The organism is Gordonia alkaliphila, from assembly GCF_023017165.1.
Classification (GTDB): domain Bacteria; phylum Actinomycetota; class Actinomycetes; order Mycobacteriales; family Mycobacteriaceae; genus Gordonia; species Gordonia alkaliphila.
Genome location: NZ_JALKBW010000001.1, coordinates 226,631 through 246,122, shown reverse-complemented (window position 1 = coordinate 246,122; position 19,492 = coordinate 226,631). Strand labels below are relative to the sequence as shown.

Sequence of the window (19,492 nt, the reverse complement as noted above, 5' to 3'; positions counted from 1 at the left end):
CGGTGCCGCCCGGTTGCTAGCGTGAAGCCATGAGCGATCTGCGGCCCGAGCCGCTCGAGGACGACGTGCCCGTCGACGGCACCCAGGTGCGTTACGCGGGCGCCGCCCAACTCCGCGTCGGCGAGGACCAGCAGTACGTCACCAGCGACGAGACCCTGCTGGAATGGGTCGATCCGCGCGACAGCGCCCTGCTGCTCGAGCGCACCGTGCGCGATTCCTGGCGCGTGCTGCGCATCCAGTCCGAGTTCGTCGCCGGATTCGACGCGCTGGAGAAGGTCACCGAAGCGGTGACCGTCTTCGGCACCGCCCGGTCGGTGCCGGGCAGCGTCGAGTACGAACTGGGCGTCGAGGTGGGGCGACGACTGTCGGAGGCGGGCTTCGCCGTGATCACCGGTGGGGGTCCGGGCGCGATGGAAGCCGCCAACAAGGGCGCCTTCCTGGCCGGCGGCGAATCCATCGGACTCAACATCGAGCTGCCCTTCGAGCAGCACATGAATCCGTACCTGACGCTCGGCATGAACTTCCGGTACTTCTTCGTCCGCAAGACGATGTTCGTCAAGTACGCGCAGGCCTTCGTCTGCGTGCCCGGCGGCATCGGCACCCTCGACGAGCTCTTCGAAGCGCTCACCCTGGTGCAGACCGGCAAGGTCAAGCGCTTTCCGATCGTGCTGATCGGCCGCGACTTCTGGAGCCCACTGGTCGATTGGATGCGCGGCACCCTGCTCGCCGGCGAGAAGATCAGTCCGGAGGACCTGGAACTGATCACGGTGGTGGACACGCCGCAAGAGGCCGTCGACGTGGTGATCGCGTCGGGGATCCGATGAGCGCGATCTGCGTCTACTGCGCCTCCGGGCCGGTGGATCAGACGTACCTCGATCTCGCCGAGCAGACCGGCGCGGCCATCGCCGAGGCCGGCCTGACCCTGGTGTCCGGCGGCGGCAACGTGGGCATGATGGGCGCGGTGGTGCAGGGTGCGCGGGCCGCCGGCGGCTACACCATCGGCATCATCCCGGAGCACCTGATGGCCGCGGAAGTAGCCGACACCGACTCCGACGAGCTGATCGTCACCGGCACCATGCGCGAGCGCAAACGCCTGATGGACGAGCTCGCCGACGGCTTCATCACGCTGCCGGGCGGCATCGGCACCCTCGAGGAACTCTTCGAGACCTGGACCGGCGGCTTCCTCGGCGTGCACGACAAGCCGATCGCGCTGCTCAACCACGAGGGCTTCTACGATCCGATGCTCGCCTGGCTGCGGGACCTGGCCACGCGGGGCTTCGTCGCACAGCATGCCCTGGACCGACTCACCGTGGTGCCGGACCTGGCCGGTGCGCTCGCCGTAGCTGACTCGACGGTAAGGTAGCGTCACTCGCCCAGCATCCTCGAGAAGGAAGTCTCCTCGCCATGACCCAGCAGACCCGTCGACGTCCCGGCCTCGAACGAAACCGGGTCGGCGTCGCCGACCTGCTCAAGGGCGCGGTTGAGATGGCACCGGATCTGCTGTCCATGGCGCGGCACGCGCCCGGCATGGTGCTGCGTTCGCCGGACGCCGCCAAGACGATCGGCTCGGTCTTCGCGAACCTGGCGGCCAAGTACCCGGATCGCCCGTTCGTCCGCTTCGACGGCGCGACGCTGACCTACGGGGAAGCCAACCGGGTGGTCAATCGGTACGCGGCGGTCCTCGCCGAGCGCGGCGTGGGCGTCGGCGACGTGGTCGGCATCCTGGCCGAGAACAGCGACACCGACCTGCTGGTGATTCTGGCGACGGTCAAGCTGGGTGCGTCGGCGGGCATGTTGAACTACAACCAGAGCGGCGCGGTGATCGACCACAGCATGACGCTGCTCGACGCCAAGGTGCTGATCCGCGACCCGCGGTGCGTCGAGGCCTGGGAGACGATGCGCCCGGAGCGGCGCCCCGAGCACGTCCTGGACTTCGACGAGCTCGACGCGGCCGCCGCGGGCAAGCCGGACGCCGATCCGGCGGTGACCGCGACCCTCCCGGCGTCGACCAACGCCTTCCTCATCTTCACCTCGGGCACCACCGGCCTGCCCAAGGCCAGCCGCATGAGCCACAACCGCTGGCTCGCGAACTACTCCGGCATCGGCGGACTCGCGGTGCGGCTGCGGCCCAGCGACACCCTGTACGTCCCGCTGCCGATGTACCACAACAACGCGCTGTCGGTGTCGCTCGGTGCGGTCCTGGCCGGGGGCGCATGCATCGCGATCGGCCGCAAGTTCTCGGCGAGCCGGTTCTGGGACGACGTGATCGCCAACCGGGCCACCGCCTTCTGCTACATCGGTGAACTGTGCCGCTACCTGCTCGCGCAGCCCGCTCGACCGACAGACCGTCAGCACGCGGTGCGGGTGATCGTCGGCAACGGCATGCGCCCGGAGATCTGGGACGAGTTCGCCGAGCGCTTCGGCATCGAGCGCGTGGTGGAGTTCTACGGGGCCAGCGAACTGAACCTGGCCTTCGTCAACGCCTTCAACGTCAAGCGCACCGCCGGCTTCTGTCCGCTGCCGTTCAAGGTGGTGGAGTACGACGCCGACGGCAGTCCGCGCCGCGACGCGGACGGTCGACTGCGCTCGGTGCGCAAGGGCGAGCCCGGGCTGCTGATCGCCGAGATCAGCGCGCGGGTGCCGCTGGACGGCTACACCGACGACGCCGAGACCGAACGCAAGGTGATCCGCGACGCGTTCAAGCCCGGCGACGCGTACTTCAACTCCGGCGACCTGGTCCGCCAGCAGGGCTTCTTCCACATCGCCTTCGTCGACCGCCTCGGCGACACCTTCCGCTGGAAGGGCGAGAACGTGGCGACCACCGAGGTGGAGGCCGCGGTGGCCGGCGATGCCGCGGTAGAGCACGTGGCCGTCTACGGCATCGAGGTCCCCGGCTGCGACGGCCGCGCAGGCATGGCCGCGGTGTCCCTGGCCGAGGGCGCCGTGCTCGACGGCAAGGAGCTGGCCGACCGGCTGTACGCGGACCTGCCGTCGTACGCGCTGCCGCTGTTCCTACGGCAGGTGCCGGAGATCGAGGCCACCACCACGTTCAAGAACCGCAAGGTGGAGCTGCGGGACGAAGGCTACGCGGACACCGGCGACGATCCGGTGTGGGTGCTCAAGGGCAAGGCCGACGGCTACGTCCCGTTCTATGCCGAGTACCCCGCCGAGGTCGCGGCGGCCAAGGCCCCGCGCTGACCGACGAATCGGCACTGCTCCATGATGGAGGGATGAGCCCGCCCGAGCCGTCGACCACCCTGTGCGGGCGTCCGGTCGCCACCGATCGGGCGCTGGTGATGGCGATCGTCAACCGCACCCCGGACTCCTTCTACGACGGCGGCAGCACGTTCACCGACGACGCCGCGATGGCGCGCATCGACACGGTGATCGCCGAGGGCGCCGACATCGTCGACATCGGCGGCGTCAAGGCCGGTCCCGGCGAGGAGGTCGACGCGGCCGCCGAGGCGCAGCGCGTGGTGCCGATGATCGCGTGGATCCGGCAGCGGCACCCCGAGGTGCTGATCAGCGTCGACACCTGGCGCAGCGAGGTCGCCGCGGCGGCCTGCGATGCGGGGGCGGATCTGATCAACGACACGTGGGCGGGGACCGACCCGGAGCTGGTGGCGGTGGCCGCCGACCGCGGCGTCGGGCTGGTGTGCTCGCACACCGGCGGCGCCGTGGTGCGGACACGCCCGCACCGGGTGGCCTACGACGACGTGGTCGCCGAAGTGACCGCCGAGCTCACCGCGTCCGCACAGCGGGCCGCCGATGCCGGGGTGCGCCGCGACGGGATCCTGATCGATCCGACGCACGACTTCGGTAAGAACACCCACCACGGGCTGGCCCTGCTGCGTCGTCTCGACTGCCTCGTCGACACCGGCTGGCCGGTGCTGATGGCGTTGAGCAACAAGGACTTCATCGGGGAGACGCTGGGCGTGGCGTTGCACGAACGGGTGGCCGGTACGCTGGCGGCGACGGCGTTGGCCGCCGCCGCGGGTGCTCGCGTCTTTCGCGTTCACGAAGTCGCTGACACCCGCCGCGTGCTCGACATGGTCGCGTCGATAGCCGGCACGCGACCGCCTGCCCGGACGGTCAGAGGATTGGCATGAGCAAGGACATCTCCGCAGCCGCGGCGGCCACCGGGCCCACGACGCTGGGTGCACAGGCACCGTGGTCGCACACCCATGCCTGGGACAGGCCCGCGTGGACCGTCGACGAACTCGTCGAAGCCAAGGCCGGGCGGACCGTTTCGGTGGTGCTGCCCGCGCTCAACGAAGCCGATGCGGTGGCCGGTGTGGTGGCCTCCATCATGGGGCTGGTCGGCACCCTGGTCGACGAACTGGTGGTCCTGGACTCCGGGTCCACCGACGACACCGCTGCGATCGCCCGGGCCGCCGGTGCGCGCGTGGTGGCGCGCGACGACGTGTTCGGCGACCTGCCGCCGCGCCCCGGCAAGGGGGAGGCGCTGTGGCGCTCGGTGGCGGCCACCACCGGCGACCTCATCGCCTTCATCGACGCCGACCTGATCGACCCCGATCCGATGTTCGTGCCCCGACTGCTCGGCCCGCTGCTCTTCGACCCGGACATCCACCTGGTCAAGGGCTACTACCGGCGCCCGCTGCGTTCGGGCGGCGCGCAGGTGGCCGACGGCGGCGGCCGCGTCACCGAGCTGTCGGCCCGACCGCTGCTGACGGCCCTGAAGCCCGAACTGGGCGAAGTGATCCAGCCGCTGGGCGGCGAATACGCAGGCACCCGCGAGCTGTTGTCGTCGGTCCCGTTCGCCGCGGGCTACGGCGTCGAGGTGGGTCTGCTGATCGATACCTATGACCGCTACGGCCTCACCGGGATCGGGCAGGTGAACCTCGGCACCCGCGCTCACCGCAACCGCCCGCTCTCCGAGCTCGCGGTGATGAGCCGACAGATCATCGCGACCCTGCTGCAGCGCTGCGGGATCGAGGACTCGGGAGTGGGACTGACCCAGTTCGTGCCCGGCATCGACGGCACCTTCTCTCCGGTCACCACCGAACTCGCGGTGGCCGACCGACCGCCGGTGGCCGCGTTGCTCGGTGACCGGCCCGGGGCCGATCGGTAGGGTGGCGCCGTGGTGACCATCGTGCTGTACGTCCTCGGCCTGATCCTCGTGGTGGCCGTGGTCTTCGCCGTGGTGTGGTTCGTGTTCGGGCGCGGCGAGGATCTGCCGCCGCTGCAGAAGGGGACCACGCTCACCCGCCTGCCGCGGGTCGGGATCACCGGCGATGACGCGCGGGCACTGGTGTTCCAGCAGGTCACGCGCGGTTACAAGGCGCAAGAAGTGGACTGGGCGGTGGAGAAGCTCGCGCGCGAGATCGACGACCTGCGCGCGGTGGTGCACGATCTCACGGTGCGGGCCGCGGAAGACGAGGCGGCCGCCGACACCGGGCCGATCCCACTGGTAGACCCGTCCCGGCGACAGTGACGAGATCTGCGCCACGTATCATGGACGCAGATTGACATGTGTCTGGGAAGGGAGCGCGAGAATGGCAGCGATGAAGCCCCGAATGGGTGACGGTCCTCTGGAGGCGGTCAAGGAGGGGCGCGGCATCGTGGTGCGCATTCCGATCGACGGCGGTGGTCGTCTGGTCGTCGAACTGAACGACGAAGAAGCCGCAGCCCTCGGTGAGGTCCTCCGCGAGGTCGTGGCCTGACCGAAGTCGCTTCAGATACCGGGCGGCGCGGGGCTCGCGCCCTGCGCTGCCCGGTCTGCGCAGGGCCCCTCGACGTGGTCGAGCGCGGCCTGCAGTGCGCGCACGCGCACCGCTTCGACCAAGCCCGACAAGGGTATGTGGCGCTGCTGAGCGGCCGAGGCAATCGGCATCGCAGCGACACCGCACCCATGGTCGCCGCCCGTCGTCGTCTGCTCGACGCGGGAGTCTTCGATCCCGTCGCGCAGGCGCTGGCCGCCGCGATCGACCCGGAAGCCGCCGTCGTCGTCGACGCCGGCGCGGGCACCGGACGTTACCTCGCCGCCGTCCTCGACGCGGCGCCGCGGGCCGTCGGTATCGGTCTGGATCTCTCCAAGTACTGCGCGCGGGCCGTCGCGCGCGCCCACCCGCGCGCCATCGCGGTGGTCGCCGACCTGTGGGAGCCCATCCCGGTGGCCGACGGCACGGCCGACGCGGTGCTCTCGGTCTTCGCGCCCCGCAACGTGGCCGAGACCGTGCGCATGCTGGCGCCGGACGGACGCTGGCTGCTGGTGACGCCCAACCCCGGACATCTGCACGAGGTGCGGGAGCCGCTCGGCATGCTCGAGATCGGCGCCGACAAACTCGACCGCCTGCACGCCGACCTGACCGCGGGCGGACTGCAGGTGCGCGACAGTACCCCGCTCGCCGCCACCGCACTGCTCGACGCCGAGCAGCTCGCGGATCTGGCCGGCATGGGGCCGGCCGGCTTCCATCGCACCGAGGACGAACTGCACGCCGCGGCGCAGGCCCTCACCGCGGCCGCCGAGGCGCTGCCGGTGACGCTCGACGTGACGCTGACCGTCGCCGTCCCCGCCGCGAACTGAGCCGGGTACCGGGCGGTAGACCGTTCGACCGAGGCCGAAGGTCCGTGATCGTTCACGCCCGTCGCCCACGCGCGCGGGGTTGGCGATATGTTGGTGGGGTGAGATCACAACCGCACGTGCTCGGAATCGTTCTCGCTGGGGGCGAGGGGAAACGGCTGTACCCCCTGACCAAAGACCGGGCCAAGCCTGCGGTGCCCTTCGGCAGTTCGTACCGACTGATCGATTTCGTCCTGTCGAACCTGGTGAACGCCGGGTATGAGCGCATCTGCGTCCTGACCCAGTACAAGTCGCATTCGCTGGACCGTCACATCTCGCAGACGTGGTGGTCGTCGGGCTTCCACGGCGAGTTCATCACCCCGGTCCCGGCGCAGCAGCGGCTCGGCCCGCGCTGGTACACCGGCAGCGCCGACGCCATCTACCAGTCGATGAACCTGATCTTCGACGAGAAGCCCGACTACATCGTGGTGTTCGGTGCCGACCACGTGTACCGGATGGACCCGGCCCAGATGGTGGAGCAGCACATCGCCACCGGCGCCGCGGTGACCGTGGCCGGTATCCGGGTGCCGCGCAAGGAGGCCATCGCCTTCGGCTGCATCGAGGCCGACGCCGATCGACGGATCACCGACTTCGTGGAGAAGCCGAGCGACCCGCCGGGCACCCCCGACGACCCGGACGTCACGTTCGCCTCGATGGGCAACTACGTCTTCTCCACCGAGGCGCTGGTGGACATGCTCCGCAAGGACGCGGCCGATCCCGACTCCGACCATGACATGGGCGGCGACATCATCCCGGCGTTCGTCGAACTGGAGCAGGCGTACGTCTACGACTTCGACAGCAACGTGGTGCCCGGGCAGACCCCGGACGATCAGGGCTACTGGCGCGACGTCGGCACCATCGACGCCTTCTACGAGGCACACATGGATCTGGTGTCGGCCAACCCCGTCTTCAACCTCTACAACGAGCGCTGGCCCATCCGCGGGGAGACCTCGCACCTGCCGCCGGCCAAGTTCATCCGCGGCGGCAGCGCCAACGACTCCATGGTCGGTGCGGGCTGCATCGTCTCCGGCGCCACCGTGCACAATTCGGTGCTCTCGACGGACGTGGTGATCGACGAAGGCGCCGTGGTGCAGGGCAGCGTCCTGATGCCGGGCGTGCGCATCGGCGCGAACGCGGTGGTGCGCAACGCGATTCTCGACAAGAACGTCTGCGTGCCCGAGGGCGGGCAGATCGGCGTCGACCTCGAGTCCGATCGCGAGCGATTCACCGTCAGCAGCGGCGGGATCGTCGCCGTCGCCAAGAACGAGACCGTCTGATCCGGCTCCTCGCCGGGCCGGGTGCTTTGTTCGGGTGCCGGGTCAGGGGAGGAGACCGGCGTCCCGCAGCGCGGACCGACCGAAGGCGATGAGGGTCGGCACCGACTCGGCGTCGACCTCCGCGGGCAGGGCGTCGACCGGCCACCACGCGAGGTCCGTCGACTCGCTGCTGCGCACCGGTGTCGGCGGCGTGCCGTCCGCGGTGGACGGTGCCACCGCGGCGTAGCGGACGTCCAGGTGCCGGGTGGGCTGTCCCAGCGAGCAGGTGATCGGGTGGGTGTGCAGGTGCACGGGGCCCGGGGACAGCACCAGATCGGGCAGCCCCGATTCCTCGGTGGCTTCACGCAGGGCGGCCGCGTCGATACCGGTGTCCTCCGGTTCGCAGTGCCCGCCCAGCTGCACCCATTTGCCGACCCGCGGGTGCAGCGTCAGCAGGACGTGCTCACCGGTCGCATCGAAGACGATCGCCGAGCCCGTCAGATGCCCGGGGACACAAGCCCGCTCGCACGGATTCGGGGCCGCGTCGAGGAAGGCGAGGTAGGCGTGGCGCAGCGAGTCCTGCTCGGCGTCGGGTGCGGCCCACTCCGCCAGTGCGGCACGGGTGTTGGGAATCATCACAGCTCGATCACCAGTCCTTCGGTGGCGGCGGCGGCCCGCAGGGCGCTCTCGGTTTCCGGACGGCCGACGGCCACCGCGCCCAGCGGCGCCCAGTCGGCCGGCAGATCCAGCACCCGCCGCACGGTGGGGGCGGCGAAGATCGTCGAACCGATCCAGCAGCTGCCGACGCCGCGCGTCGACAGCGCCACCAGGAGGTAGCCCACGGCGGCGCCCGCGGCGACGGTGAACATGGTGGTCTCGGCGTCCGTGCGGCGCGCGTCCGGGTAGTCGTGCATGCCGTCGCGGGTCAGCACCGGAATCACGAGTTCCGGTGCGTCGTAGAGGATCTGGCCGCGGGCCACGCGCTTGGCGATCGACTCGGCGGTCTTGCCGTCGCCGGTCAGGTCGGCGCGCCAGTCGTCGGCCATCGCGTCGAGCAGTGCGCGACGACGGGCGGGGTCGCGGACCCACAGGAAGCGCACCGGATGGGTGTGGTGCGGGGCCGGTGCGGTGAGCGCTTCGGCGAAGGCCGCGTGCATCACGTCCGGGTCCACCGGGCCGGGGGCGAACGTGCGCACCGACCGTCGTGTCCGCAGCGCCTCGGTGCGCCCCTGGGCGAGGGCGTCGTCGGTGCCGAGGCGGAACAGGTCCGACGCGGGATCGCGCACCAGGTCGCGGGCCGCGCTGCCGTCGTCGGTCGGCGTCAGGCCGCGGACCACGGCCACCGGTACGCCGGCGGCCTTGCCCTTGACCAGATCGGCGGCGGCCGCCAGTTCGTCGGCCACCGCGATGTCGGTGACGCGCAACAGGTTTCCGTACGGGTCGACGGTGCCGTCGTAGGCGTGCCGGACGGCGATCCCGGCCGCGCCGATGGCCACGTCGGTCTGGCCGGCCCGCCAGGCGCGGCCCATCGTGTCGGTGACGAGAACCGCCACCCGACGGCCGCGGGCGGCCAGGGCGGCGCGCAGGCCGGCGGCGCTGGCGTCGGGATCGACGGGCAGCAGGGCCAGTTGGTCCCCGGCGACGTTCGACGCGTCGATGCCCGCGGCGGCCTGCACCAGTCCGTTGCGGTTCGCGGTGATCAGGAGTTCGTCGCGCCGCGCGACGACACGCACCGCTTCGTCGACGATCAGCTTGCGGCGCAGGGCATCTCGCGCCTCGGGGTCGGTCGGGGCGGGGACCAGCCGGTCTTCGATCTTGGAGAACACCTTGCTGGTCACCACCACCACGTCGCCGTCGGCGATCCACGGTGCGGCGGCCAGCAGTTCGGCGGCCAGGTCGCTGTCGGGAGTGAACTCACCGAGCCCGGTGACCGGCCGGATCTCGACCGTCCCGGTGGCGCGGTGATCCACGGGAGCACGGTGATCCATGGGGGCGAGCGGCGGATCGGCAGCGGTCACAGCTGCACTCCGACCAAGGCACAGGCGGCGCGCACCATGTCCGCGGTGGCGACCGGGTCGGTCATCAGCAGGGGCGCGGCGGCGATCGCGATGCCCGGGACCGGGTCGGCGGCCGCGGCATCGCCGGGGGCCACCAGCCAGCCGTCGAGCAGACCGTTGCCGCTGCGGGCGCCGTAGTGCTCGGCGATGGCGCGCGCGGTGGTGTCCACGCCGATCACCGACAGACATTCGTCGGCCATGCCGCGCAGCGGCCGATCGTCGATCACCGGGCTGATGCCGACCACGGGAGCGGTCGTGTTGCGCAGCGCCGAGCGGATCCCGGGGACGCTGGTGATCGCGCCGATGGAGACCACCGGGTTGCTGGGCGCCAGCAGCACCACGTCGGCGTCGTTGATCGCCTCGACGACCCCGGGGGCCGGGGCGGCGTTGCCGTCGACCTGGACGAAGCCGTGCGTGGGCACCTGGGCGCGGTGGCGCACCCACCACTCCTGGAAGTGGATCGCCACCCGCTCGCCCGGCTCGCCGCCGGGGGCGTCGATCAGCACGTGCGTCTCGTGCCGATCGTCGGTCACCGGCAGCAGCCGGACACCGGGCTGCCAGCGCTTGGACAGGGCGGCGGTGATGTCGGACAGGCGGTAGCCGGCGTCGAGCATCTGGGTGCGGAGCAGGTGCGTGGCCAGATCGCGGTCGCCGAGTCCGAACCAGTCCGGATCGGCGCCGTAGGCGGCCAACTCCTCCTTCGCGTGGAAGGTCTCGCCGCGGCGCCCCCAGCCCCGTTCGGTGTCGATGCCGTCGCCGAGGGTGTACATGCAGGTGTCCAGGTCGGGACAGATGCGGACGCCGTGCATCCAGGCATCGTCGCCGACGTTCACCACCGCGGTGACCTCGTGCGGGCCCCCCGCAGACTCGCCCGTCGCGGGGAAGGGTGTGGGGCCGAAGACTTCGCGCACACCCTGCAGGAACCGGGCGCCGCCGACGCCCCCGACCAGTACCGTCACCTTCACAGCGTTCACCCTACGGCGGCGGCTCGGGGAACGGACGATCGGGCGGGGCGGCGGCGGAGCTCGGGCGCGACACGCCGATCATGCTCCTGATACGAGAGTGCATCCCGGGCCTCGTCGGTGGCGGGTGATATCAAGGAAACTTCGCCGTTCGCTTGATTTTCGCGGTCGGTTCCGTGTGTAATCACAGGAGTGTGATTCTTGCCGTTGGTTCCTTGACAAGGGCTGAGGTGGGGGCCAGATCACATTGTTGAAGGACACCGGCACTGATCATCGAGCAGGGAGGGCAGGAATGACCTTTGCGGGGAATGGTGATCCATTCGGAAACACGACGTCGTCGTCGGTCTTCGTCGGCGACAGCAGCCATCTTTCGCTGGTTCGTGGCGAACTCGACGCCTACTTCGAAGCGGTCGAGGACGAGTGGCAGGATCGTGCGCTCTGCGCGCAGACCGATCCCGAGGCGTTCTTCCCGGAGAAGGGCGGATCGACGCGGGAAGCCAAGCGCATCTGCCACGGCTGCGAAGTGAAGGCGGAATGCCTGGAGTACGCACTCGGCAACGATGAGCGCTTCGGCATTTGGGGCGGACTCTCCGAGCGGGAGCGACGACGCCTCAAGCGCGGCATCATCTGAGTAGCCGCCACTACTGAAACTTGTCGACGGGCCCGGCAGATCACTGATCTGCCGGGCCCGTCGGCGTCGGTGGCTACGGTGGCCCCGTCGCCGGTTCGAGTTCTCCTGGAGCGTCAGTTCTCCGGGCCCTGCTCGACGGTCTCCTCGTCCACTCCGAGGTAGGTGGCGACCTGCTGGATCAGCACCTCGCGCAGGATGTCCGGGAGGTCGTCGTGCCGGGCCCGCAGCTCCAGCGGTCGCCGGAAGAGGATGAGTTGCGCGCGCGTCGGACGTCCGGCCTCGTCCACCCCGGCGGGGATCAGGCGGGCCAGCGGCACCGGGCCGTCGGCGGTGACCTCCTCCGGCCACTGCACGGTCTCCAGGTCTCGCGGAATCATGCGGGGGATGTCGTCGACCGCCACATCCAGTCCGGTCAGGCGCTCGTGCCAGAGTCGATCGATCTCGGCGAAGGCGATCACCGCCGTGTGGTCGAACTCGCCGGCGCGGGTGCGGTAGGCGGGGAGATGGGGCGGCAGCACCGGGCTGCGCAGTCCGCGGCCGCGGCGGTCGCGTGCGGGGCGCGGCGGGCGCAGAAGCTCCAGGTGATCGGCCGGATGAAAGCGCATGTCACGAGTCTAGTGCCCCCGAGGGGGCCGCCCGGTTTGCGTGTCGATGCCGGGTACAACGTCCCTGCGCGATAGGCTGCTCGGTGTGAATGCTCCCCGTCAGTGCTGCCGTCCCGGGTGCTCGCGCCTCGCTGTGGCGACCCTGACCTTCGTGTATGCGGAATCGACCGCCGTGATCGGCCCGTTGGCCGGTCCCGACGAACCGCATTCGTGGGATCTGTGCTCCGATCACGCCGATCGCATCACCGTGCCGCGCGGGTGGGAACTGCTCCGCAGTGAGCGGGAGTTCGTCCAGCCCGCCGAGGACGAGGAACTGACCGCGCTGGCCGACGTGGTGCGCGAAGCGGGCGGTGCCGCACGCGCCGGCCTGCCGCCGATGCCCTCGTTCACCGCGCGCGTCGACAGCGACGACTCGAATCCGGGGCGCCATCGCGCCGATCGCCGGGCCGTTCCCGCGGCACCGGCGCCGGGCCCCCGACCCGGCCGCCGCGGACATCTGCGCGTGCTGCCGGATCCGGTCGACTGATCGCGCGCCCCGAGTCGTGTGATTCATGCCGGTAACCATCGAAGTTCTCGACGACACGGAGTTCTTGCACTCCGCTGACCGCCACGGTCTTCTGCACGCCGCCGCGATGGCCGGCGCGCAGGTCCGCGCGGTGGCCGAAGCACAGGCCGAAGGCGTCCTCGAACCGCTCGCCGATCTCCGCCCCCGCGCGGTGGTGGTGGTGACCGGTTCGTCGGCCCTGTCGGTGCGCGCCGCCGCCCTGGTGACCGCGGTCTTCGCCGCCCGCATCGACGTTCCGATCGTGGTCGCTCCGACGCTCCCGGGCTGGATCGGACCGTTGGACGTGGTGGTGGTGCTCGGCGCGGATGCCGGCGACCCGCAGCTCTCCGACGCGTTGGCGCGGGCCGCGCGTCGTCGTGCCGAAGTGGTGGTGGCGGCGCCGCTGGAGGGACCGCTGCGCGAGGCCGCCGGTGTCGGCCGGCCCGGAGCGATGACGTTCGTCGACCTGTCGCCGCGCCTGCCGATCGATCCGCGTTTCGTCTTCGCCGGGCAGGTCGCGGCGCTGGTGGCGGTGTTGACCGGGTTGACGACCGTGCGTCTGACCCCCGCGGCACCGGCGCTCGCCGAGGTCGCCGAGCACCTCGACGCCGAGGCGGCCGCCGACCATCCCGGCCAGGAGAGTTTTCACAATCAGGCCAAACTGTTGGCGCTGCGGACCGCCGGGCACCGGCTGGTCTGGGTCGGGGACACCCCCGGCGCGGCCGCGGTGGCCGCTGCGGTGGCCGCCGCCTTCTTCGACATCGCTGTGCGCACCGGGGCGGTCGCCGACGAACCGCGCGCCCTGGCCGCCCTGACCGCGTCGACCGCGTCCGGCGGCGCCGTCGACTCGCTCTTCTACGACCCGGAGTTCGACGGACCGGCGCCGAGCGAGCCGCTGCGCGGGTTCTGGGTCAGCACCGCCGATCGGTCCGGGGCGCTGGCCCGGCGCCTCGGCGGCCGGGAGATCGACATCGTCACCGAGCAGACCGAGGAGCTCGGCCTCGACGAGTTGCCACCGCGAGGCGGAGCGGAGACGGTGGTCGACACACCGGCGGACCTGACCGCGTACTTGGTGGTGGTCGTCCGGGCCCAATTGGCAGCCGCCTACGCGGCCTTAGCCGAAGCAGACGTGTGAGGAGCCGGCCGGCGGCCGCAGGGGAGAAGGACAGGAGAACGGCATGAAGGTACTTGCGGGGATGATCCGTCCGTACGCGTGGGGATCGCGGACGGCGATCGCCGAGTTGCAGGGGAGGCCGTCGCCGTCGGCGCATCCCGAAGCCGAGCTGTGGTTCGGTGCCCATCCGGCGTCGCCGGCGCGTCTGGACGGCGAATCGGAGGATCTGCTGTCGATGATCGACGCCGATCCGGTGGCCGCGCTCGGCGCACCCACCGCCGAGACCTACGACGCGCGGCTGCCGTTCCTGGTCAAGATCCTGGCCGCCGACGAGGCCCTGTCGTTGCAGGCGCATCCGAGCGCCGAGCAGGCCCGGGCGGGTTTCGACGCGGAGAATCGGGCCGGGCTGGCCGCGGATGATCCGCGCCGCAACTACCGCGATTCATGGCACAAGCCGGAGATCGTGGTCGCCCTCGAGGACGACTTCGAGGCGCTGGCCGGGTTCCGGGATCCGCACGAGACGGTGGAGCTGCTGCGCAGTCTGCAGGTCCCCGGGCTCGATTCGGCCCTCGGCATGCTGGCCGGTTCGCCCGATGCGGACGGCCTGCGCGCGGTCTTCACCACCTGGCTGACGCTGCCCGAGCGAGTGATCATCGAGCTGGTCCCGGAGGTGCTCAACGGCGCCGTCGCGGTGCTGGGTCGCGGTGAGACGCGCTTCGCGGACGAGTTGCGCGCGGTGCTGGAACTGGGCGAGGCGTATCCCAACGATCCCGGTGTGCTGGCCGCGCTCCTGCTGAACTTCCTGCGCATGCGTGCGGGCGAGGCGATCTATCTTCCGGCCGGCAACCTGCACGCCTATCTGCGGGGCACGGCCATCGAGGCGATGGCGAACTCGGACAACGTCCTGCGCGGCGGACTGACCCCCAAGCACATCGACGTGCCCGAGCTGCTGCGCGTGCTCGATTTCCGACCGGTCTCGCGGGACACCCTGATGCCCGCGGTCCGCTCCGTCGGCGCCGAACGCATCTATCTCACGCCGGCACCGGAGTTCCTGTTGTCGCGCATCGAACTCGACGGCACCGGGCTGCGGTTGCCGTCGAGCATCAGCTTCGACATGCCCGGACCGCAGATCCTGACCGTCACCGCGGGCCGGATCGAGGTGGACGTGGCCGACGGCGAACGCCGCGTGGTGTCCCAGGGCGAGGCGCTCTGGGTATCCGACGACGATCCGGACGTGACCGTGCATGCCGGCTCCGCGCACACGATCTTCTTCCGGTCGCGGGTGCCGCTCGATCCCGGCGCATAGCGCCGGACTCTCTCGCCGACCAGAGTGTGAGGTTGTGGCGCTCAGCGCACCACAACCTCACACTCTGTTGCCCACTCGATACGCGGCGCGTCTCGGCCTAGCCGTTCACCGGGATCGATGCGCGTACGAACGCGTCCTCGGCGGGGGTGCTGACTGGGCGGATCCGCAGCGATCGGCCGCCGCCGGTGACCGTCGCGCGGTCCGGATCGTCCGGGTCGGCTCGCCACGCCGGGACGTCGGCGGATGCCACCGGTCCGGGCTCGGTCAGACGCAGCACCGTGCAGCCGGCGAGCGGTCCCAGTCGGTGGTCGGGACGATCGTCGACGAGCAGCGTCGCCGGACCGTCGGAGGCCGGGTGGAGCAGGCGCGGATCGGCCACGGCGTCGATCAACCCGGCCCACCGGCGCGGCCGGTCGGTGAAGACGGCGGCCCCGCCGCCGACGGCGACCAGTCGTGCCACCAGACGTTGCGCGGCGGTCAGGTCGCCGGAGATCTCGGCGAGCGGAACGTCGGGACCGGCCAGCCGCAGGGTCACCGGTCGGCCGTGCCGGTCGGCGCCGACGATCGGCCCGGCGCCGTCGCACGGAAGAACGGTGTCCGCCAGCGTGTCGACGGATCGGTCCAGGGGTGCCTCGGGCCAGGCGGTGCCCGGCAGCGGCGGGCGGTCTGCGGGCAGGGGCTGCCAGCCGTGCGACGCCCCGACTGCGGGCTCGGCGGCCGCGGCGGGGAGCCGGACGCGGGCCCGCACCACCGGACCGTCGGCGCGAACCAGGCACTGGACCGCGGTGGTTCCCGCGCCCGCTGCCCGCCACACGGACTCCAGTGCTTCCGGGAGTCCGGTCGGTGCGCTCGGCAGCACGGTGAAGGCGGGGCCGCGCGCGTGCTGGACGGTGGTGAAATCGGTCAGCTCGGCCGCGGTCAACGCGGTCGTCGCCACACCGTCGGCGGCGAGGAGCGCCGCGAATCGGCGCGTGATCGATCGGCACGCCCGCAACGCCGCCGCGGTACCGGAGCCGTAGCCTGCGACCAACTCGGGGTGGTCCAGGGGAGCGAAGGCGAGCACCACGTGCACACGGCGGCTGCCGGCGATCGACAGCGGTCCGGTGAGGGTGCGATACGCGGCGGCCGCGGGGCCGTGGCGCGGACCGCTGTGGCCTTCGGTCATCACGGTGATCACCGTGGCCGCACCCTCGGGCCGAGTCATCCACTGCCGCAACGTATTCCCCGCGATGCCGGGGAGGCCGTCGCCGGCCGACCACGGCGCGGCGAGGCGGTGCGGAGTGGGCGGGGCGGGCCGCACGGCCAGCACGGTGACGAGGGTGCCGTCGAGGTACTGGACGCCGAGGAAGCCCTCCGGGCACGGCACGTCGAACGGCGCGGATCCCGGCCCGATGCCGTGCCGGACCGGCGGCACTGATCGACGTCTCTGCATGTGTCTGCCTCCCCCGAGCGACATTGCGGCAATCCTCGGCGCATTCCCCGAAAGCGCCTGGCGTCACCCTACTGCCGCACTACGGTGTGCAGCACGGGATTGACCGGGGGGATTCGATCGGGGGGTCGAGTGTCGAGACAGATGACGACGCGCGCGCAAGTCAGCGGATACCGGTTCGGGCTCGCACGCGCCGAGCACGCGTTGGTGCGCCGCGACGCGCGCATGCTGCACGATCCGATGCGATCCCAATTCCGCGCGCTGATCGCCGGTGCCGTGGTGGCGCTGCTGGTGGTCGCCGGAGCGGGGATCTACGGGCTGATCGCGCCGGCCCCGTCGGTGGCACAGGCCAAGATCGTGACCTCCGACGCGGGCGGGCTCTACGTCCTCGTCGACGACGTGATGCATCCGGTACCCAATCTCGCGTCGGCCCGCCTGGTGGTGGGCGAACCGTTGCCGGCCAAGACGGTGGCCCAGAGCGCGGTGAGCCGCTATCCGCGCGGATCGGCGCTGGGCATCCCCGGCGCGCCGGTCGCCCTGCCGGGCCCGGCGGACCGGGCGGTGTCGTCGTGGTCGGTGTGCGACGACCCCGCCGGCGGCACCGCGGTGGTCGCCGGGACCCTCGCCGCGGATCCGGCACCGAGCCCGACGGGCGCTCTGGTGCGGTCGGGGTCGGGTGAATGGCTTCTCTACCAGCAGCAACAGCGCGGTGGGTGGCGTCCGGTGCGCGCTCGGGTGCAGCCCTCGTCGACGGCGGTGCGACGGGCACTCGGCATCGACGGCGCCACTGCCCGGCCGATCAGTCCGGCGCTGCTCAACGCGTTCCCGGCCGAGCCCGAACTCGCGGTGCCGGAGATCGCCGGCCGCGGCGGGCCGGGGCCGGGGGCGCTACGCGCCGAGCCGGTCGGCACGGTGATCCGGCTGCTCGGCGTCGACGGCCGGGCGTCCTACTTCGTAGTCCTGGCCGAGGGCGTGCAGCCGCTGTCGGTGGCGGCTGCCGAAGCGTTGCGGGGCGCCGACGTCGGCTCGGCGGGATCGGTGCGGGAGGTGTCGCCGGGTGTGTTGAGCAGGGTGCCGGTGGTGCACCGGCTGCCGCTCGAGCACTTTCCCGCCGGACCCGTCGCCCTCACTCCGGCCGGAGCGGTGCTGTGCCGCCGATGGGAGTACGCGGGATCGAGCGCGGCGGCGCGCGAATCCCTGACGGTCACCGAGCGACTGCCGTTGCCGACCGGAGCGCGCGTGGTGGGACTGCGGGCCGGCGACGGCGACGGACCCGCGCTCGACGGCGCGTATCTGCGACCGGGGACCGGCGAACGGGTCGAAGTGGCGGGTGCCCAGTATTACGTGACCGACGCCGGCGTCCGCTACCGCTTGGTGGGCGAGGACGTGGGCACCGTCCTGGGGCTGCCGACGGCGGCGCGCCCGGCACCGTGGCCGGTGCTGTCGCTGTTGCCGGCGGGGCCGCAGTTGGCACGGGAGTCCGCGCTCGTCGAGCGCGATCTGCCCCGCTGATTTCCCCGGCGGGGCAGCGGTCAGGAGCGCGTGGACAGACCCGCGGCGAGGACGCGGATCATCTGCTCCCAATCGTCGGCTAGCGCCGCGGGGGTCATGCCGAGCACGTCGAGCTGGTGGCGGACGGCGATGGCCTCGATGGGCGCCTGCACCGCGACGGCGACCGTGGCGAGATTGCCCGCATAGCCCAGCTCGCCGAGGAGGTACTGCACGTGCCGGGTGGACATCGCCCACACCGGGTGGCTCAGCCGATCCGGATCGTCGGCCCCGGCCTCCAACAGGATGTCGAGGTGGTCGACGGTCATCTTGAGGCGGGCGCGACCGTAGGCGATCAGCCGGTCGAGCGCGGGCGCGCCCGGTCCGAGCGGCTGCGGGCCGGACAGGAAGTTCTGCTGCAGTTCCAACTCGGAATGATCCAGCAGCGCCATCATCAGACCGGTGCGGTTGCCGAACCGGCGGAACACGGTGCCCTTGCCGACGCCGGCGGCCCGGGCCACCGCGTCCATCGTGACGGCGGCGGCGCCGTGGTCGTCGATCAGGGATTTGGCGGCGGCCAGCAGCAGTTGCCGGTTGCGTGCGGCGTCGGCCCGTTCGGGCCCCGCGGCGGCATCCGGCACGATCTGCAGCGCCAGGATGGGTCCGCGGTCGGAAGTCATGGCCCGAGGATATCCCGACCGGGCGGGTGACCGGACTCACCGTCGCGGCGGGACGACTTCGCGTCGCGGTTTTGTTGTAGGGGGGTCATCGTGTTCGCACGATCGCTGTTCTGCGATCTGTGCATCGCGCCCCTTCGCAACTCTCGAGGAGTTCCCGCATGTCCCTTACCTCCCGCACCGTCGTCGTTCTGGTCGGCAGCCTTCGTCGCGACTCGATCAACCGGCGCATCGCCCGCCTCGTCGCCGAGCAGGCCGGGGAAGGGGTGGACGTGCAGATCGTGGAGGGCCTGGACACGCTGCCGTTCTACAACGAAGACCTCGACGTGGACGGTGTGCGCGGCGCGGCCGTCGACGCGCTGCGCGCACAGGTCGGTGCCGCCGACGCGGTGCTGATGGTGACCCCGGAGTACAACGGCGGGCTGCCCGCGGTCCTCAAGAACGCCATCGACTGGCTGTCGCGCCCGTTCGGCGAGTGCGCGCTGAGCAGCCGGCAGGTCGCCGTGATCGGCTCGGCCCTCGGTCGCTACGCCGGGACGTGGGCCCGCGAGGATGCCCGCAAGGCCGTCGGCATCGCCGGCGCCACCGTGATCGAGACCGTCGAACTCGGCATCCTCGCCGGCGAGGTCCTGGGCGGCGCGGAGGGCGACGAGCTGCTGGCCCAGCAGGTCGCCGGTGTGCTCGACGGACTGCTCGGGGAGCTCGTCGGCGCGGTCTGATCGACGCCGCCGGCGCGGCGCGGTCGGGCGGGTGTGGGCGACACGCCCAACACGCCGAGACACGCCGGGAGGGGCTGTGGATTACTCGTCGTCGACCTGGGTCTTTCACGATTGTTATTCA

At 71.4% G+C, this 19,492-nt stretch carries 21 protein-coding genes; 15 read left to right on the top strand and 6 right to left on the bottom strand.

Annotation, left to right across the window (positions count from 1 at the left end):
* Positions 1-29 precede the first annotated feature (29 nt).
* The 9 genes from MUG78_RS01175 (at position 30) to glgC (ending at position 7,860) form a co-directional block, all read left to right on the top strand.
* The gene (locus MUG78_RS01175; protein ID WP_246991415.1) at positions 30-824 is read left to right on the top strand and encodes an LOG family protein; all 795 of its coding nucleotides are present in this window, start codon (positions 30-32) and stop codon (positions 822-824) included.
* Positions 821-1,363, top strand: a complete 543-nt coding sequence (locus tag MUG78_RS01170) for an LOG family protein (RefSeq protein WP_246991413.1) — start codon at positions 821-823, stop codon at positions 1,361-1,363. Before MUG78_RS01175 ends, MUG78_RS01170 begins: the two co-directional genes overlap by 4 nt.
* Before the next feature lie 41 nt (positions 1,364-1,404).
* The gene (locus MUG78_RS01165) at positions 1,405-3,198 is read left to right on the top strand and encodes a long-chain-acyl-CoA synthetase (protein WP_246991407.1); all 1,794 of its coding nucleotides are present in this window, start codon (positions 1,405-1,407) and stop codon (positions 3,196-3,198) included.
* 32 nt (positions 3,199-3,230) lie between these two features.
* Positions 3,231-4,109, top strand: a complete 879-nt coding sequence (gene folP, locus MUG78_RS01160) for a dihydropteroate synthase (RefSeq protein WP_246991406.1) — start codon at positions 3,231-3,233, stop codon at positions 4,107-4,109.
* Entirely contained in the window at positions 4,106-5,092 is a 987-nt protein-coding gene (locus MUG78_RS01155) for a glucosyl-3-phosphoglycerate synthase (protein ID WP_246991405.1), read from the top strand. The genes folP and MUG78_RS01155 overlap by 4 nt, the downstream gene beginning before the upstream one ends.
* 9 nt (positions 5,093-5,101) lie before the next feature.
* Positions 5,102-5,455 (top strand): DivIVA domain-containing protein, encoded by a 354-nt coding sequence (locus MUG78_RS01150; protein WP_246991404.1) that lies wholly within the window; start codon positions 5,102-5,104, stop codon positions 5,453-5,455.
* A 61-nt stretch (positions 5,456-5,516) separates the two neighbouring features.
* Positions 5,517-5,684 (top strand): DUF3117 domain-containing protein, encoded by a 168-nt coding sequence (locus MUG78_RS01145; protein WP_246991403.1) that lies wholly within the window; start codon positions 5,517-5,519, stop codon positions 5,682-5,684.
* Positions 5,681-6,547, top strand: coding sequence for a putative RNA methyltransferase (locus MUG78_RS01140; RefSeq protein ID WP_281499893.1), 867 nt, complete (start codon positions 5,681-5,683; stop codon positions 6,545-6,547). The genes MUG78_RS01145 and MUG78_RS01140 overlap by 4 nt, the downstream gene beginning before the upstream one ends.
* A 98-nt stretch (positions 6,548-6,645) precedes the next feature.
* Positions 6,646-7,860, top strand: a complete 1,215-nt coding sequence (gene glgC / locus MUG78_RS01135; RefSeq protein ID WP_246991401.1) for a glucose-1-phosphate adenylyltransferase — start codon at positions 6,646-6,648, stop codon at positions 7,858-7,860.
* Between the two features lie 42 nt (positions 7,861-7,902).
* Here the strand turns inward: glgC and MUG78_RS01130 are convergent, their stop codons facing one another.
* From MUG78_RS01130 to cofD, 3 genes are read right to left on the bottom strand one after another with little or no spacing between them, the layout of a single operon-like run.
* Positions 7,903-8,475, bottom strand: a complete 573-nt coding sequence (locus MUG78_RS01130; RefSeq protein WP_246991400.1) for an NUDIX hydrolase — start codon at positions 8,473-8,475, stop codon at positions 7,903-7,905.
* Positions 8,475-9,827: a coenzyme F420-0:L-glutamate ligase gene (locus MUG78_RS01125; protein ID WP_246996733.1), complete on the bottom strand. Its 1,353-nt coding sequence runs from the start codon at positions 9,825-9,827 to the stop codon at positions 8,475-8,477. The genes MUG78_RS01130 and MUG78_RS01125 overlap by 1 nt, the downstream gene beginning before the upstream one ends.
* 26 nt (positions 9,828-9,853) lie before the next feature.
* On the bottom strand, positions 9,854-10,861 hold the full coding sequence (gene cofD / locus MUG78_RS01120; protein WP_246991399.1) for a 2-phospho-L-lactate transferase: 1,008 nt from the start codon (positions 10,859-10,861) through the stop codon (positions 9,854-9,856).
* A gap of 289 nt (positions 10,862-11,150) precedes the next feature.
* Between cofD and MUG78_RS01115 the strand changes: the two genes are divergently transcribed.
* Positions 11,151-11,489 carry a WhiB family transcriptional regulator gene (locus MUG78_RS01115; RefSeq protein ID WP_246991398.1) on the top strand — a complete coding sequence of 113 codons (339 nt, stop codon included), beginning with the start codon at positions 11,151-11,153 and terminating at the stop codon, positions 11,487-11,489.
* Positions 11,490-11,602: 113 nt separating this feature from the next.
* Here MUG78_RS01115 and MUG78_RS01110 read toward each other — a convergent pair whose 3' ends face one another.
* Positions 11,603-12,094 carry a metallopeptidase family protein gene (locus MUG78_RS01110; RefSeq protein ID WP_246991396.1) on the bottom strand — a complete coding sequence of 164 codons (492 nt, stop codon included), beginning with the start codon at positions 12,092-12,094 and terminating at the stop codon, positions 11,603-11,605.
* A gap of 85 nt (positions 12,095-12,179) precedes the next feature.
* Between MUG78_RS01110 and MUG78_RS01105 the strand changes: the two genes are divergently transcribed.
* Genes MUG78_RS01105 through manA form a run of 3 tightly spaced genes read left to right on the top strand, consistent with a single transcriptional unit; the run spans position 12,180 to position 15,058 of the window.
* A complete protein-coding gene (locus tag MUG78_RS01105; protein WP_246991395.1) occupies positions 12,180-12,620 on the top strand; it encodes a DUF3499 domain-containing protein in 441 nt (146 codons plus the stop codon).
* Positions 12,621-12,645: 25 nt separating this feature from the next.
* Positions 12,646-13,773 carry a hypothetical protein gene (locus MUG78_RS01100; protein WP_246991394.1) on the top strand — a complete coding sequence of 376 codons (1,128 nt, stop codon included), beginning with the start codon at positions 12,646-12,648 and terminating at the stop codon, positions 13,771-13,773.
* A 43-nt stretch (positions 13,774-13,816) separates the two neighbouring features.
* Positions 13,817-15,058, top strand: coding sequence for a mannose-6-phosphate isomerase, class I (gene manA / locus MUG78_RS01095; RefSeq protein ID WP_246991393.1), 1,242 nt, complete (start codon positions 13,817-13,819; stop codon positions 15,056-15,058).
* 97 nt (positions 15,059-15,155) lie between these two features.
* Here manA and MUG78_RS01090 read toward each other — a convergent pair whose 3' ends face one another.
* Positions 15,156-16,490, bottom strand: a complete 1,335-nt coding sequence (locus MUG78_RS01090) for a type VII secretion protein EccE (protein WP_246991392.1) — start codon at positions 16,488-16,490, stop codon at positions 15,156-15,158.
* A 141-nt stretch (positions 16,491-16,631) separates the two neighbouring features.
* Between MUG78_RS01090 and eccB the strand changes: the two genes are divergently transcribed.
* Complete coding sequence (gene eccB / locus MUG78_RS01085; protein WP_246991391.1) at positions 16,632-17,999, top strand: type VII secretion protein EccB; 1,368 nt, start codon at positions 16,632-16,634, stop codon at positions 17,997-17,999.
* Positions 18,000-18,019: 20 nt separating this feature from the next.
* On the opposite strand, the gene MUG78_RS01080 is transcribed toward eccB, so the two are convergent.
* Positions 18,020-18,655 carry a TetR/AcrR family transcriptional regulator gene (locus MUG78_RS01080; RefSeq protein ID WP_246991390.1) on the bottom strand — a complete coding sequence of 212 codons (636 nt, stop codon included), beginning with the start codon at positions 18,653-18,655 and terminating at the stop codon, positions 18,020-18,022.
* A gap of 158 nt (positions 18,656-18,813) precedes the next feature.
* On the opposite strand from MUG78_RS01080, the gene MUG78_RS01075 reads away from it, so the two are divergent.
* Positions 18,814-19,371 carry an NAD(P)H-dependent oxidoreductase gene (locus tag MUG78_RS01075; protein ID WP_246991389.1) on the top strand — a complete coding sequence of 186 codons (558 nt, stop codon included), beginning with the start codon at positions 18,814-18,816 and terminating at the stop codon, positions 19,369-19,371.
* Positions 19,372-19,492: the final 121 nt, after the last annotated feature.

Excerpts from the sequence above, each read along its gene's own strand:
- eccB (WP_246991391.1), top strand. The coding sequence starts at position 16,632 with ATGACGACGCGCGCGCAAGTCAGCGGATACCGGTTCGGGCTCGCACGC.
- manA (WP_246991393.1), top strand. The coding sequence starts at position 13,817 with ATGAAGGTACTTGCGGGGATGATCCGTCCGTACGCGTGGGGATCGCGG.
- MUG78_RS01110 (WP_246991396.1), bottom strand. The coding sequence starts at position 12,094 with ATGCGCTTTCATCCGGCCGATCACCTGGAGCTTCTGCGCCCGCCGCGC.
- MUG78_RS01170 (WP_246991413.1), top strand. The coding sequence starts at position 821 with ATGAGCGCGATCTGCGTCTACTGCGCCTCCGGGCCGGTGGATCAGACG.
- folP (WP_246991406.1), top strand. The coding sequence starts at position 3,231 with ATGAGCCCGCCCGAGCCGTCGACCACCCTGTGCGGGCGTCCGGTCGCC.
- MUG78_RS01080 (WP_246991390.1), bottom strand. The coding sequence starts at position 18,655 with ATGACTTCCGACCGCGGACCCATCCTGGCGCTGCAGATCGTGCCGGAT.
- MUG78_RS01125 (WP_246996733.1), bottom strand. The coding sequence starts at position 9,827 with ATGGATCACCGTGCTCCCGTGGATCACCGCGCCACCGGGACGGTCGAG.
- MUG78_RS01115 (WP_246991398.1), top strand. The coding sequence starts at position 11,151 with ATGACCTTTGCGGGGAATGGTGATCCATTCGGAAACACGACGTCGTCG.
- MUG78_RS01165 (WP_246991407.1), top strand. The coding sequence starts at position 1,405 with ATGACCCAGCAGACCCGTCGACGTCCCGGCCTCGAACGAAACCGGGTC.
- MUG78_RS01155 (WP_246991405.1), top strand. The coding sequence starts at position 4,106 with ATGAGCAAGGACATCTCCGCAGCCGCGGCGGCCACCGGGCCCACGACG.
- MUG78_RS01130 (WP_246991400.1), bottom strand. The coding sequence starts at position 8,475 with ATGATTCCCAACACCCGTGCCGCACTGGCGGAGTGGGCCGCACCCGAC.
- MUG78_RS01075 (WP_246991389.1), top strand. The coding sequence starts at position 18,814 with ATGTCCCTTACCTCCCGCACCGTCGTCGTTCTGGTCGGCAGCCTTCGT.
- MUG78_RS01145 (WP_246991403.1), top strand. The coding sequence starts at position 5,517 with ATGGCAGCGATGAAGCCCCGAATGGGTGACGGTCCTCTGGAGGCGGTC.
- MUG78_RS01090 (WP_246991392.1), bottom strand. The coding sequence starts at position 16,490 with ATGCAGAGACGTCGATCAGTGCCGCCGGTCCGGCACGGCATCGGGCCG.
- MUG78_RS01175 (WP_246991415.1), top strand. The coding sequence starts at position 30 with ATGAGCGATCTGCGGCCCGAGCCGCTCGAGGACGACGTGCCCGTCGAC.
- MUG78_RS01100 (WP_246991394.1), top strand. The coding sequence starts at position 12,646 with ATGCCGGTAACCATCGAAGTTCTCGACGACACGGAGTTCTTGCACTCC.